Origin of the sequence: Kitasatospora sp. NPDC057512, assembly GCF_042802135.1 — a bacterium.
GTDB lineage: Bacteria > Actinomycetota > Actinomycetes > Streptomycetales > Streptomycetaceae > Kitasatospora.
The window spans coordinates 1-13,426 of the sequence record NZ_JBHVET010000152.1; the positions used below are offsets into that span (position 1 = coordinate 1).

Below are 13,426 nucleotides of genomic sequence, written 5' to 3' on the forward strand. Positions count from 1 at the left end.
ACACCAAGCCGGCCGCCGCGTCCACGCCCGCCCCGCCGCCCGCCACCACCCGGGCGCCGGAGTCCGGCACGCCCACGTCCGGCAGCCCGAAGACGCCGACGCCGGCCTTCACTCCCCCGGTCGTGCCCGTACCGAGCCTGCCGCCGCTGCCCACGCCCGACGTGCCGGTCGTCCCGACGCCCACCCTGCCGCCGGTGCCGACCCCGACCGTCCCCACGCCGACGCCGCCGGTGCTCAGCGACTTCTGGGGCAACTCGCTGCCCGTGCTCAAGCCCGGCAACAACCGGGTGCCGCCGCCCGAGCCGAGCATCCGGCAGAAGGACAGCGACAAGTTCTGGCAGCGCGACGGCGGCTGGATCGGCGGCGACTACCACCCGCACGTGATCACCGTGCACGCCCCGGCGGCCACCGTGATCGACCTCAACCGCACGTGCACGTCCTTCGACGCGGTGGCCGGGGTGGACGACGCCACGATCTCGCCGGGCGGGGTCGTCTTCACCGTCCAGGGCACCGACGGCACCGTCCTGTGGCGCTCCCGCGCGCTGGCCGTCGGCGACGACGCGGTGCCGGTGCACGTGCCGCTGGCCGGGCAGAAGTCGATCAAGCTGTCGGTCACGCCGGTGAGCGGGATCTGGTCGGCGCTGAACGTCGCGGACTGGGCCGAGGCCCGCTTCCGCTGCTCGTGACCCGGGCGCGCTTCCGCTGCTCGTGACCCGGGCGCGCTCCGGGCGGGCATGACGGAGGCCCGCTCCAGGGGTCCTGGAGCGGGCCTCGGGTCCGCGGTGCCGTGCCCGGCCCGGGCCGGGCACGGGCGGGTCGGCCGTCAGATGGCGCAGGAGCCGTCCGCGCAGGCCTCCCCGGCCGGGGCGACCTGCACCGGGGCGGGACGGCGCTCGCCGATCTCGGCGGCGACCTGCTCCAGCACCTTGCCGAAGGTCGCGGCGTCCTGGCCGCCCTGGACGGCCCACTTGCCCTCGAAGACGAAGGTCGGCACGGCGTTGATGCCCAGCTCCCGGCCCTCGGCCAGCTGGGCGTTGACCTCGGCGGTGCCCTCGTCGCCCGCCAGGTAGGCGGTCACCCGGTCCCGGTCCAGGCCGGACGCCACCGCGACGTCGGTCAGCGCGGCACGGTCGCCGACGTCGACGCCGTCGGTGAAGTGCGCCTTCAGCAGCGCCTCCTTCAGCCGCCCCTGGACGGCCGGGCCGTACTCGGCCTCGGCGAGGTGCAGCAGGCGGTGGCCCAGGAAGGTGTTGGCGTGCAGCGCGGCGTCGAAGTCGTACGCGATGCCCTCGGTGCGGCCCAGCTCGGCCACCCGCGCGTCCATCGCCACCGACTGCGGGCCGTAGCGCTCGGCCAGCCAGGCGCGGTGCGGGCTCGCCGTGGCGGGGGCGTCCGGGACCAGCTGGTACGGACGGTAGACGACCTCGACCTGCTCCTTGCCCGGGAAGTCCGCCAGGGCCTGCTCGAAACGGCGCTTGCCGATGTAGCACCAGGGGCAGGCGATGTCGCTCCAGATCTCGACCTTCATGCGGGGGGCTCCAGGGGGCGTCTTGTGGGATGGGGACAAGATGGATGAACGATGAACCATCTCGGTACATTCCCGGCACCCCGGGGGCCTCCTTCCCGCTCCGCTCCCGGTCAGGCCGCGGGCGGCGCCGGAACCACCAGCACCGGGCAGGCCGCGTGGTGCACGACCGCCGAACTCACCGACCCCATCAGCAGCCGGGCGAAGCCGCCGTTGCCCCGGGTGCCGATCACCAGCGTGTGCTGCCGGGTCGCCGCCTCCAGCAGCACCTCGATCACATTGCCCAGCACCACGTGCAGCGACAGCTCCCCCGCGTACGGCACGGGGCGCCGGCGCTGCACGGCGGCCACCGAGCGGCGCAGCCCGTCCGCCATGCTCTCGACCAGCGTCTCCACGCTCTCCTGCACCAGCTCCGCCATCCCCGGGGGGTAGCCGGCCGGCGCCGGGTTGACCACGGCGAGCACGTACAGCGGCAGCCCGAACAGCTCGGCCTCCGTCATCGCCCGGTCCAGCGCCCACAGCGACCCGTCCGACCCGTCGCACGCCGCCAGCACGCCCGGGGGCCGCCCCGCCGGCGGACGCCCGAGCACCGACAGCACGACCGGCACCTCCCGCCCCGCGCTCCCACCGGCCACCGCACGTCCTCCTCACCCCGGATCCACACCCCCGCCATCATCACCGCCCCGCCGATCCGGACCCGGCAACCGCGCCGCAGGGCGGGGAGGGGCGGGGCACCGGGGCTGGGGCTGGGACCGACGGCCGGCGGGCCGGGGTGTGGACGAGCGACAACGGGCCCGGGCGCCGGCCAGGGCGGCCAGGAGCGGCCGGGGGCTCAGGAGCCGGGCACGGGCGGGCGCCCGGGGTCGGCAGGGAGCGGTGGTCGGCGGGCCGGGGCGTCGACCTGCCCGGGGTCGACCGGGGTTCAGGAGGTGAGGGCGGGCTGACGGGGGGTGGGCAGGCCGGTCCAGCAGGCGCCGTGGCGGCGGGCGCGGATGCGGCGGAGCCAGAGTTCGGTGGAGACGAGGTCGGCGAGGCCGGCGAGGGCGGAGGGGGAGAGGGGGGTGGCGGGGTCGGCGGACCGGGCGAGGCCGGCCCGGACGGCGGGGAGGTCGATGAGGCCGGCTTCGGCGAGCAGCGGGGCGTCGAAGAGTTCGGCGAGGCCGTCGGCGGCGAGGCGCAGGCCGGTGCGGGCGGGGGCGGCGCGGTCGGGGCGGGGGACGCGGCCCCAGTCGGGGGGCAGGTCGGTGCGGCCGGCGCCGGTGAGGACGGCGTGCAGGAGCGCGTGCCGGGCGCCGGGCTGGAGGCGGACGTCGTCGGGCAGCAGCCGGGCGGCGCGCACCACCTGGTTGTCGAGGAAGGGCGCGTGCAGCCGCTGGCCGGGCTGTTCGGCGGCGTGCACGAGCGTGCGGAACCCGCGCGCCTGCCGGTAGAGGGCGTGCCGGGCCCGGTGCGCGCCGGGGTGTTCCCCGGGCGCCGGTCTGCGCGCCGCCAGGCGGAGCCGCAGCGCGACGGCGGAGAGCGCCTCGTCGGACAGCCAGCGGGCGGCCGGGCCGGGCACGCACCAGGCGAGGTCGGCGGCCGAGCGGGCCCCGGCCGTGCCGGCGCCGTCCGGGACGTGGCGGGCGGTCAGCCGGGCGGCCGCCTCGTCCAGCGCCTCGGCGTAGCGGACCCGGGAGAGCCGGTGGGCGGCCCGGAGCACGGTGAGCGGGGTGCGCAGCGTGCCGGCGAGGACGCCCGCGGCCGCCCGGTCCGCGCCGGCCAACGCCACCACGGGGGACAGCAGTTCGCGCGGCCGGCCGGCCCGGAGGAGGTCGGCGAGCCGGGCCGGGTGCCCGTCCAGCACCTGCCGGGCGCCGTAGCCGGTGAGGTGGTCGGTGCCGCCGGCGTCGAAGCGGGCCTCGGCCCGGGCGGCGGCGACGAGTTCGGGCCCGGGCTCGTCGGTGAGCCGGCCGGCCTGCGGGTCGGCGCCCGGCCCGGCGTACGGGAGGGTGTCCGGGCCGGGGTCGAGCACGGTGTGCCGCAGCCGCGGGGTGTCGGGGGCGAGCGCGAGGCCGGCCGGGGGCTCGGTCTCGCCGAGCGTGACGGCGGCCAGCTGTTCGGGGGCGGCGGGTTCCTGGGCGGCGGCGCGGGCCCAGGAGCCCTTGACCGCACCGCTCCTGGCCCCGGCGGCGGCCGCCCGGACCACCGCGGTGGACGCGGTCGCCGGAGCCGACGGCAGCGGGACGGCGGCGGCGAGCAGGGCGACGGTCGCGGAGGCCGTCCCGTAGGACAGGTCGACGCCCAGCCGGGCCCGTCCGACCGGGTCGGCCGGGTCGGGGGCGGGGACGGGGAGCGGCGCCGTGGTGCGGACCCGGGAGCGGACGGACTCCAGCAGGGCGCGGGTGAGTTCACGGACGGCGGGCGCCTCGTCGCGCGGCTGCTCGGCGCCGGCCGGGTCGTCGTAGCCGGACAGGTACGGGCGGCCGCCGCGGATGCCGAGCACGTGCCCGGGCGGCACCCCCTGGACGCCTTCGTACGGGGTGCCGGTGCCGAGCGCCTCGGGGGACTCGGGGCAGGCGAGCCGGGCGGCGAGGTGGCCGGTGTCCAGCGGGGCGCCGACCAGGTCGGCGAGCGGCAGGGCGGCGGTGGCGTACGCGGTGCCGCCGGCCCACGGGGTGTGGAAGACGGGCTGGGCGCCGGCGAGGTCGGTGAGCAGCAGGGTGGACCGGGTGCCGGAGCGCAGCACGACGGTGTAGCTGCCGGGCCAGGCGGTCAGGTGGCGGACGGCGCCGCCGCGGGCGGCGGCGAGGCCGGCGGCGAGCTCGGCGTCGGTGGCGCCGCAGTGGCCGAGGACGGCGAGCCGGGAGGTGGCGGGGGTGTCCTCGACCCGGTCGGGGGTGGTGGGCCCGGTGCTGACCACGGCGGGGGCGCCGGGGCGGAGGGTGACCAGGCGGATCTCCCCGGGGCGCCAGTCGCCCACGGCCCAGAGCGGGTCGGGCCCGGCCCAGAGCGGGCGCGCGGCGATCGGCTCGACCCTGGCGAGCGCCTCGTACGCCGGGGTGCCCGCGCTCGACGCGCCCGTGCACCAGCCCGTCAGCCACCGCATCGCGCCTCCACCGGACGAGGACCTGCATCCGTGCGGTGCGCCCGCCGCCCGCCGGGCGGCCGGGTGGTGTGCCGTGGCGGCCCGTGCGCGTCCCGGCGTGCCCCCGCAGCTCGACGCGCCGTCAGGGACATCGTGCCACCGCGGGAGGTCGCCGTGGTCGGTGTTTCGGGTTCCGCTCCCGGTCGGACCGGTCGTTCGACGGCCGCGGCGGCGGGGCGGGGCGGGCCGGGTGCGCCCAGGGGTGCGCTCACGGGCCCGGGGCCGCTCCGGCACCCGGTCATCCCTGGTGGACAAGTTCCGTGCCTCGGAGGGGAGTTCGATCGTCCCGGCGCTCCCGGGGGGCGGGCGGGCCGGGCCTCCCCCTCCCCGGCCCGGACCGCCGACGAACGCCTTTGGCATGGGCATCGCGAGATGGCCGAAAGGCGTCGCCCGGCCCGGGAGGGCATCCGCACGCCCTCCCGGACTCCACCGCCGCCCGCGGGGATCGAGGCGGCGGCGTCCCCCGGCCCGCCGGGTCCTCGACGGCAGGCCGACCCACGACCACCAGCGAATCGCCGACCTGCCGGTCGGGCCAGGGGGCACGGCCGGGCGCACGTGTACACGGGACCGGAGCACGACGCTCCGGAGCGCGGCGCGGTCGGCCGGATCCGAGTGGTCCGGACCAACTCCGGTGCGGCACCGCCGAGTGCGCGATCCCGCCATCCGGAATGCGACCTCTTAACCGTCGGAACGCGTCCGACTACGCTAGGTACAGCAGCTACGGCCCGGTGCCGCCCGGGCCCCGCGCACAAGGCCGCAGGAGGTGCCGCCGCCACCATGACCGTCAGCCCACGTGGACCGAACGAACGGCTCGGCACGCTCCTGACCCTCGCCCAGATCAGCAACGCCGGACTGGCCCGCCGGGTCAACGACCTCGGCGCCCAGCGCGGGTTGACCCTGCGGTACGACAAGACCTCGGTGGCCCGCTGGGTCAGCAAGGGCATGGTGCCGCAGGGGCCCGTCCCGCACCTGATCGCCACCGCCATCGGCGGCAAGCTCGGCCGGCCCGTCCCGCTGGAGGAGATCGGCCTGGGCGACACCGACCCGGCGCCCGAACTCGGCCTGGCCTTCCCGCGCGAGGTCGCCGACGCGGTCCGCTCCGCGACCGACCTGTGGCGGGTCGACCTCGACCTGCGCCGGGGCCCCGGCGGCGGCCGCTGGAGCGACAGCCTGGCCGGCACCTTCTCGGTCGCCGCGTACGCGACCCCCGTCTCCCGCTGGCTGATCACCCCGGCGGACGGCTCGGTGGCCCGCGAGGTGCCGCGCTCCCCCACCGACACCTCCTCCTACCGGGTCGGCCACTCGGACGCCGCCAAGCTCCGCGAGGCCGCCCAGGAGGCCCGCCGCTGGGACTCCAAGTACGGTGGCGGGGACTGGCGTTCGTCGATGGTTCCGGAGTGCCTGCGGGTGGAGGCGGCGCCGCTGCTGCTCGCCTCGTACAGCGACGCGGTCGGCCGGGCGCTGTTCGGCGCGACGGCCGAACTGACCAGACTGGCCGGCTGGATGGCCTTCGACACCGGGCAGCACGAGGCCGCCCAGCGCTACTACATCCAGGCGCTGCGGCTCGCCCGGGCCGCCGCCGACGTGCCGCTCGGCGGCTACGTGCTGGCCTCGATGAGCCTCCAGGCGGGCTACCGGGGCTTCGCCGAGGAGGCGGTCGACCTCGCCCAGGCCGCGCTGGAGCGCAACCGGGGCCTGGCCACCGCCCGCACCATGAGCTTCTTCCACCTGGTGGAGGCCCGGGCCCAGGCCAAGGCCCGCAACGCGGCGGCGTGCGCGACGGCGCTCGGCGCCGCGGAGAGCGCGCTCGAACGGGCACGCGCCGGGGATCCCGATCCGGCGTGGATCGACTTCTACGCCTACGACCGGCTCGCCGCCGACGCCGCCGAGTGCTTCCGCGACCTCGGAGTGCCCTCCAAGGTCCGGCAGTTCACCCGCGAGGCGCTGGCCACGCCCACCGAGGGCTTCGTCCGCTCGCACGGCCTGCGGCTGGTGGTCTCGGCGATGGCCGAGGCGGAGGCGGGCAACCTGGACGCCGCGGTCGCCGCCGGCGAACGCGCCGTCGAGGTGGCCGGCCGGATCTCCTCGCAGCGCAGCCGGGAGTACGTGGTGGAGATGCTGCGGCGGCTGGAGCCCTTCCAGGGTGAACGCCGGGTACGGGAGTTGACCGAGCGGGCGCGGGCGGTGATCGTCGCTCCGGCGTGAGCGCCGGAGCGACACATCGGGCCGGCCACCGGGGCGCGCGATCGGAACGGCGGCCGGAACGGCGGTCGGGCCCGGCGGTGATCGAGGTGCGCCGAGGCCCGGACGGGTCCGGATGAGCCCGGTCACAGGCCCGGCCGGGGTGCCCCGGCGGCCCCGTAGACTCGGTTGATTGTGACTGCCACCGCCCCGATCCCCCAGCCCTCGCCGTCCGCCCGGCTGTCCGCCGCGCCGGCCGCCTACCCCGCGCCGATGTACCCGCACAAGGCCACCGAGGCCCAGCACCGCGAGCGTCGCATCCGCAGCTTCCAGCCGCGCCGGGGCCGGATGACCAACGCCCAGGCGAGCGCCCTGGACCGGAGCTGGGAGACGTACGGCATCCCGATCGACGGCACCCCGCTGGACCTGCCGGAGCTGTTCGGCGGTCTGCCGGTGACCCTGGAGATCGGCTTCGGCATGGGCGAGACCACCGCCGCGATGGCCGCCGCCGACCCGGCCACCGGCATCCTCGCCGCCGACGTGCACACCCCCGGCCACGGCAACCTGCTCGGCATGCTGGAGCGCGACGGCTCCCGCAACGTCCGGACGGCCGCCGGCGACGCGGTGATCCTGCTGCGCGACATGCTCCAGGACGCCTCGCTGGCCGGCCTGCGGGTCTACTTCGCCGACCCGTGGCCCAAGCCGAAGCACCACAAGCGCCGGCTGGTCCAGCCCGCCTTCCTCGACCTGGTGCTGCCCCGGCTCGCCCCCGGCGCCCTGGTGCACTGCGCCACCGACTGGGAGCCGTACGCGGAGCAGATGCTGGCCGTGCTGTCCGCCTCGCCGGAGCTGGAGAACCTGCACCCCGAGGGTGACGGGACCGGCTGGCTGGAGCCCGCGGACCACCCGGACGGCAGCGTCCCCGGCTACGCCCCGCGGCCGGACTGGCGTCCGGTCACCAAGTTCGAACGGGCCGGGATCGCCAAGGGCCACGTCGTCCACGACCTGCTGTTCCGCCGCCGCTGACCCACCGGCCCGTTCGAACGGGCCACCGCGCGGCGGCCGTACCGGCGGGACCGGGGCGGACGGTTCGTCCCGAGTCCTCCCGGCGGGCCACCGCCGTGGCCTACCCTGTGCCGCATGGGCAGCCCGTCCGGCGGCGGGTTCCGGGCGAAGGGTCGGACGACGGTCGGAGCCGCCGCCGGCGCACCGGAGACGGTCCCGCGCACCGGCGACACCCGGACCATCCCGGGGCCCCGGAGGCACCGGGCCCACCGCCCGCTGCCCGCTCCGGGCACCGCCGCCGTCCCGGTACCGACCCGGTCCCCGACCGTCGCCCCCGCCGCGGCCCGGACGCCCGCCGCCCCTGCCGCCCCCGGGGCCCCGCCGGGCCGCAGCCGCTCGGTGGCGCTCTCCTCGGTCACCGCGACCGCCGTCCTGACCCTGATCGGCTGCGGGGTGCTGATCCTGCACCTCGTCCAGCGGCAGACCGGCACCGTCGGGCTGCTGGTCGGCCTGGGCCTGGCGATGGTGCCGCTGCCGTTCGTGCTCGGCGGCCTGGCCTGGCTCAACCTCACCGCCCGGGTGCCGCTGCGGCACACCGTGTTCTGCCTCGGTTGGGGCGCCTGCGCGGCCACCACCGTCGCCATCCTGGCCAACAACTGGACGGCGAACTACCTGGCCCGGCACCGGGGCCCGTTCGAGGAGCTGCTCGGCGCCGGGGTCGCCACCCCGGTGATCGAGGAGACCGCCAAGGCCACCGCCCTGCTGGTGCTCCTGCTCCCGCTCGGCCAGCGGCTGCGCTGCCACGGCCGCCGCACCGGGCGCCCCTGCGCGCCGCTGCTGCGCCGGTCGCCCGCGCCCCGGAGCCCCCGCCCGTACCCGCGCCACCCGGTCGGGCCGCACGCCCGCGGCCGGCTGCGGCTGCGCCCGTACCTGCGGCCGCTGCCCTACCTGCGCCCGGCCCCGCCCTCCGGTGCGCCGCACCGCCGCTCCCAGCCGCGCACCCTGGCCGCCGGGGTGGTGCTCGGCGGGATGACCGCCTGCGGCTTCGCGTTCACCGAGAACGCCCTCTACCTGGGCCGGGCCTTCACCAGCGACCAGCGCCAGCGGCTGGACAGCATCGGCCTCGGCGACCCGCCCAGCCTGCGCGACTTCGACAGCACCGTGCAGACCTTCGTGCTGCGCGCCCTGCTCTCCCCCTTCGCCCACCCGCTGTTCACCGCGCTCACCGGGATCGGCCTGGCCGTCGCCCTCACCACCGCACGGCGCTGGCTGGCCCGGCTGGCGGTCCCGGCCGGGCTGCTGCTGGCGATGGCCCTGCACGGCACCTGGAACGCCGCCGCCGACCTCGGCACGGACGGCTTCCTGGTGGTGTACGGGGCGCTGATGGTGCCCTGCTTCGCCGCGCTGGTCTGCTTCGCGGCCTGGGCGAGGTGCCGCACGGGCCGGCACGCGGCGCCCGCCCGGCGGCGGGGCGCCCGGGTGCCCTGAACCAGGTGCCTGAGGAGGTGCCTTCAAGAGGTGCTCGGAGAACCGATTTCCCATCGCGGCGACTTCCACGTATTGTTGTGTTCACCGACGCGGGGTGGAGCAGCTCGGTAGCTCGCTGGGCTCATAACCCAGAGGTCGCAGGTTCAAATCCTGTCCCCGCTACTCAGTAGCGGAAAGGCCCGGAGGATTCTTCCTCCGGGCCTTTCGCATGTCCGGGTACGGGCACAGCACGGTCCTGCCACGAAGCTGTAACAGCGGCCCGTCCGGCGATCACCTGTCAGAAGCCTGAACCATACTGAGGAAAAATTCATCCAATTGGGGGGCCGCACGGGCCACCCCGGGACAGGAATCACCACATGCTGTCGAAGCGACTGGTCAGCACCGCCGCACTCTGCCTCGTCCTGGCAGCCGGCACCGCCGCGTGCGGCAGCGCCAAGAGCGACGGGAAGGCCGGCGACGCCAAGGCGGGCGCCGCGCAGAAGCTCGACACCGGCAAGCTCAGCGCCCAGGACATCGAGAAGCAGGCCAAGGACGCCCTGGCCTCCGCGACCTCCCTCAAGATGGCCGGCACCGTCGACACCGGTGACGGTGCGATGGAGCTGAACCTGACGATGGACAGCAAGAGCCAGTGCACCGGCACCATGGCGATGCCGGGCATGGGCAAGTTCGAGATCATCAGCGACGGCAAGACCTCGTACGTCAAGCCGGACACCGCCTTCTGGACCGCCGTGGGCGGCCCGAACGGCGCCAAGGCCGCCGAGCTGTTCAAGGGCCGCTACCTGACCGGCTTCGAGAACGACCCGTCGATGGGCTCCCTCACCAAGGTCTGCAACCTGGCCGACTTCAGCAAGAAGATCACCGAGAGCAAGAGCAGCAGCGACAAGGTCGAGAAGGGCTCCGCCGGCGACGTCAACGGCGTGAAGACCTTCAGCCTGAAGAGCACCGACTCCAAGGGCGAGGTCACGACCCTCCAGATCGCCACCGAGGGCAAGCCCTACCCGGTGCGGATCGAGCACGCCGGCGCCAAGGACGGCAACGGCAAGATCGACTTCAGCGAGTTCGACAAGCCGCTGACCGTCCAGGTCCCGTCGGCCGACAACACGATCGACTTCACCAAGTTCAAGGACCAGCTCAAGACCGCCTGAGCGGCGGACGCGGGGACCGCGAAATAATCCGTTGCCTCCGGCCGGAGCGCTGCCTAGGCTGGCAGCACACTGAAGGGAGGTGATCCTGAGTTGAGTACCGTCAGGATGCGTGAGGTGGCTGCTCGCTAGAGCCGCCCCTGCCTGCGCAGGGTGAGGCCCCAGGCCTCCGGCAGGCGAAATCCACAGCAGTCACCCGGCCCGCGGGCTCACCGGAACATCCCCGGTGCCTCGGCGCCTGGCCAGTGCACGGGCCGGCGCAGAGGAGCAGCCCGCGGGTCGTCTGCGTTCCCGGGGAGCTTCCGGCACTGCGCCGGAGGCTCCCCGTGGCGTATCCGGGGGCGGGGCCGGGAGGGCCGGGGCGGGGCCGGGAGGGCCGTCGCGTGTCCGGGGTGGGGCCGCGGCGCTAGAGTCGGCGCGGGTTCCGGAGCGGAGCGGCGCGGGCACAGGGGGTAGGCGATGGCGAAGGCGCGGCGGCGGGACGGCGGGGCGGCCCTGCGGACGGCGCAGTGGGGCGCCACCGGGGTGCTGGCCGGGACGGGGCTGCTCGGGCTGCTGCTGTTCGCGCTCGGCCGGGAGCACTCCTGGCAGGCGCTCGGCGGCGGGCTGGTGGTGGTCGGGGCCTCGGTGGTGCTGGGCGGCGGGCTGGGCTTCCTGTTCGGGGTGCCCCGGGTCCGCGGTGGCGGCGGCACCGGTGAGCCGCAGGGCTCGTACGCGCCGAACACCAATCTGGAGCAGGTCTCGGACTGGCTGACCAAGGTGCTGCTGGGCGTCGGGCTGACCCAGCTCGGCTCGCTCGGCGAGCGGCTGCACGACCTCGGTACGGCGCTGGCGCCCGCCCTCGGCGGCGGCGCGGAGGCGGTGCCGTTCGCGTCGGCGCTCGTGCTGTACTTCCTGGTCTTCGGCTTCCTGGCCGGCTGGCTGGTGACCCGGCTGGCGCTGCCGCAGGTGCTGACCGAGACCGACCAGGCGCTGGACCTCTTCCTCGCCGGGCAGGACCGCGACCGGCACGGCGACAAGGTCGGCGCGGACGACCTGCGGGTCCGCGCGATGCAGCAGCTCGGGCTGCTGGGCGGCAGCGCGGAGCGCCAGGCCGCCCTGGCCGGCCAGCTGCCGCCCGCCTCCGGTGCGCCGGCCGGGCCGGAGGGCGTGGTGGCGGAGGTCCGCTCGACCGCGCGGCGGTCGGCGCTGACCGCCGACCAGGTGCGGGACCTCTTCGCGGACGGTTCCGAGGGCCGACGGATCCAGGCGCTCGCGCTGATGCAGGGCGACCCGGCGCTGGCGGACCTGCCGAGCGTGCTGGACGCGATCGAGCACCCGCGCTCGGACTTCGAGCAGTACCACGCCCTGCTGGCCGCCCGGGGGCTGCTTTCCTGGCTGCCCGCCGCCGGGGCGCAGCGGCTGCGGGACGCGGTGGCGACGCAGCTGGTGGACCCGCGGGGCATCCCGTACGGGTCGGACCGCAGCTGGCTGGCGGAGAAGATCCTGTCCCGGCTCCAGGGGGCCGCCCTCCTGCCGGAGCAGCCGGCGCGGCCCGCCCCGCAGGCCGTCACGACGGTGCCGGCCGTACCGGCCCAGCCGGGCGGACCGGGCGGGCCGGCGGCCACGGGGACCTCCTAGCCGGAGGAACTACCGGATGGTGAAGCGCAGTTCGGGACGGTCCCAGGTGATCCTCCCGTGCGCGGGGAAGGTGCCGACGCGTTCGGCGCCCACCCGCAGGTAGAAGCGCTCGGCGTCCGGGTGGGAGACCACCAGCACGCTGGCGACGCCGGCCGCACGGGCCTGCTCCAGCATGTGCGCGATCAGTTCGCGGCCGGTGCCGCGCCCCTGGGCCTCGTCGGCGACGAACATCAGGTCCAGTTCGGCCGGTTCGCGGATCAGCCCGTAGAAGCCGAGCAGTTGGTCGGTGGCCGGGTCGACGGCGAGGAACACCTCGTGGCCGGCGATGTACTCGGGCGTCACCCGGTAGCCGTCGATCATCGGCGCGTACTCGCCGTGGTAGGCGGAGGAGGCATGGATCAGGTCGGTGAGCCGGTCGGCGTCGGTCGCCTCGGCCCGTCGGACAGTCGTCTCGATCATGGCGGCGAGTATAGGGGCAAACTGGAGTAGTGACCATTACATAACCAGGTGCCGGGCCGCCCGGCGGCGCCGGTCGGCGGCCCGCAGCACCAGGACCCGCAGGGTCCGGCCGTCCACCGGCCCCGGACAGCGGCGGATCTCGCTGGCGATCCGGCGCTCGCCGAGCGCGTACCGCAGCGGGTCGAGGTGGCCGCAGCGGTGGCCGTGCCCGTCGTTCAGCGGCTGGACCCGGACCTCGCCGTCCGGGGAGGTGACCCGGACCAGCTCGGTCAGCGCCGCCAACTGGCGCTCCGGGCCGAAGACTTCGGGGTAGGCGAAGATCAGGTGGCCGCTCAGGGTGAGGGCGAAGGCGCCGTCCGCGAAGGGCAGCCGGGGCAGCGCGGCGGCCACGTACCGCTGCGGGTGGGCGGCCGAGTCGGCGGCGAACAGCCGGCGGGCCCGGTCCCAGCTGCGCAGGTACCGCTCGGGCCGGTACGGGCGGGGCGAGGGGTGGAGCCACGGGCGGGCGGCCATCGAGGCGGCCATCGCCGCCCGGGCGGCCAGGGCGAGGTCGGCGACCACCGGCAGCGGCAGCGCGTAGGCCGGGTCGACGGCGACCACCCGGCAGCCGAGCTCGCGCGCCTCGGCGGCCAGGCCGGCCGCGCCTCCGGGGCAGTCCAGCAGCGGCCCGGGCAGGGCGGCGAGCCGGGCCCGGGTGAGGCCGAACAGGGCGCAGTACTCGTCCAGCGGACGGGAGGTGACCAGGACGTCCGGGTGGGCGGGGGGAGGGCCGGCGGCCACCCGGCCATCCGAACACGGAGCGGCCCCGCCCGCGCGCCGATGCGTGCGATGACCTGCTGCGGGGAGAGCGAGCCGTCCTGCGGGAGGTCGTAGCCCAGCGGG

General features: G+C 76.3%; 11 protein-coding genes and 1 tRNA gene. 7 read left to right on the forward strand and 5 right to left on the reverse strand.

Annotated elements, in window-relative coordinates; genetic code table 11:
- The first annotated feature begins 122 nt into the window (after positions 1–122).
- Complete coding sequence (locus ACFU6K_RS13205) at positions 123–686, forward strand: NPCBM/NEW2 domain-containing protein (RefSeq protein WP_380662703.1); 564 nt, start codon at positions 123–125, stop codon at positions 684–686.
- A 137-nt stretch (positions 687–823) separates the two neighbouring features.
- Here ACFU6K_RS13205 and ACFU6K_RS13210 read toward each other — a convergent pair whose 3' ends face one another.
- From ACFU6K_RS13210 to ACFU6K_RS13220, 3 genes are all read right to left on the reverse strand, one after another.
- Positions 824–1,528 carry a DsbA family oxidoreductase gene (locus ACFU6K_RS13210; protein ID WP_380662705.1) on the reverse strand — a complete coding sequence of 235 codons (705 nt, stop codon included), beginning with the start codon at positions 1,526–1,528 and terminating at the stop codon, positions 824–826.
- 110 nt (positions 1,529–1,638) lie between these two features.
- Complete coding sequence (locus ACFU6K_RS13215) at positions 1,639–2,160, reverse strand: universal stress protein (protein WP_074002090.1); 522 nt, start codon at positions 2,158–2,160, stop codon at positions 1,639–1,641.
- Between the two features lie 287 nt (positions 2,161–2,447).
- Positions 2,448–4,610 carry an asparagine synthase-related protein gene (locus ACFU6K_RS13220; protein WP_380662707.1) on the reverse strand — a complete coding sequence of 721 codons (2,163 nt, stop codon included), beginning with the start codon at positions 4,608–4,610 and terminating at the stop codon, positions 2,448–2,450.
- Between the two features lie 816 nt (positions 4,611–5,426).
- Here ACFU6K_RS13220 and ACFU6K_RS13225 point away from each other — a divergent pair.
- From ACFU6K_RS13225 to ACFU6K_RS13250, 6 genes are all read left to right on the forward strand, one after another.
- Entirely contained in the window at positions 5,427–6,854 is a 1,428-nt protein-coding gene (locus tag ACFU6K_RS13225) for a hypothetical protein (protein WP_049658584.1), read from the forward strand.
- Positions 6,855–7,025: 171 nt separating this feature from the next.
- Positions 7,026–7,856, forward strand: coding sequence for a tRNA (guanosine(46)-N7)-methyltransferase TrmB (gene trmB / locus ACFU6K_RS13230; protein WP_380662709.1), 831 nt, complete (start codon positions 7,026–7,028; stop codon positions 7,854–7,856).
- Positions 7,857–7,970: 114 nt separating this feature from the next.
- A complete protein-coding gene (locus ACFU6K_RS13235; protein ID WP_380662711.1) occupies positions 7,971–9,323 on the forward strand; it encodes a PrsW family intramembrane metalloprotease in 1,353 nt (450 codons plus the stop codon).
- Between the two features lie 88 nt (positions 9,324–9,411).
- Positions 9,412–9,485: transfer RNA gene (locus ACFU6K_RS13240), tRNA-Met, on the forward strand.
- 194 nt (positions 9,486–9,679) lie between these two features.
- Complete coding sequence (locus ACFU6K_RS13245; RefSeq protein WP_380662713.1) at positions 9,680–10,468, forward strand: hypothetical protein; 789 nt, start codon at positions 9,680–9,682, stop codon at positions 10,466–10,468.
- Between the two features lie 456 nt (positions 10,469–10,924).
- Positions 10,925–12,085 (forward strand): hypothetical protein, encoded by a 1,161-nt coding sequence (locus ACFU6K_RS13250; RefSeq protein WP_380662715.1) that lies wholly within the window; start codon positions 10,925–10,927, stop codon positions 12,083–12,085.
- 9 nt (positions 12,086–12,094) lie between these two features.
- Here the strand turns inward: ACFU6K_RS13250 and ACFU6K_RS13255 are convergent, their stop codons facing one another.
- Together ACFU6K_RS13255 and ACFU6K_RS13260 are read right to left on the reverse strand one after the other, a co-directional pair.
- On the reverse strand, positions 12,095–12,544 hold the full coding sequence (locus ACFU6K_RS13255) for a GNAT family N-acetyltransferase (protein WP_380662717.1): 450 nt from the start codon (positions 12,542–12,544) through the stop codon (positions 12,095–12,097).
- A 36-nt stretch (positions 12,545–12,580) separates the two neighbouring features.
- Positions 12,581–13,324, reverse strand: coding sequence for a hypothetical protein (locus tag ACFU6K_RS13260; protein ID WP_380662719.1), 744 nt, complete (start codon positions 13,322–13,324; stop codon positions 12,581–12,583).
- Between the last annotated feature and the right edge of the window lie 102 nt (positions 13,325–13,426).

Bases quoted from the DNA above. Each gene is read 5' to 3' on its own strand.
- ACFU6K_RS13255 (WP_380662717.1), bottom strand. From the start codon at position 12,544: ATGATCGAGACGACTGTCCGACGGGCCGAGGCGACCGACGCCGACCGG.
- ACFU6K_RS13250 (WP_380662715.1), top strand. From the start codon at position 10,925: ATGGCGAAGGCGCGGCGGCGGGACGGCGGGGCGGCCCTGCGGACGGCG.
- ACFU6K_RS13225 (WP_049658584.1), top strand. From the start codon at position 5,427: ATGACCGTCAGCCCACGTGGACCGAACGAACGGCTCGGCACGCTCCTG.
- ACFU6K_RS13220 (WP_380662707.1), bottom strand. From the start codon at position 4,610: ATGCGGTGGCTGACGGGCTGGTGCACGGGCGCGTCGAGCGCGGGCACC.
- ACFU6K_RS13245 (WP_380662713.1), top strand. From the start codon at position 9,680: ATGCTGTCGAAGCGACTGGTCAGCACCGCCGCACTCTGCCTCGTCCTG.
- ACFU6K_RS13210 (WP_380662705.1), bottom strand. From the start codon at position 1,528: ATGAAGGTCGAGATCTGGAGCGACATCGCCTGCCCCTGGTGCTACATC.
- ACFU6K_RS13235 (WP_380662711.1), top strand. From the start codon at position 7,971: ATGGGCAGCCCGTCCGGCGGCGGGTTCCGGGCGAAGGGTCGGACGACG.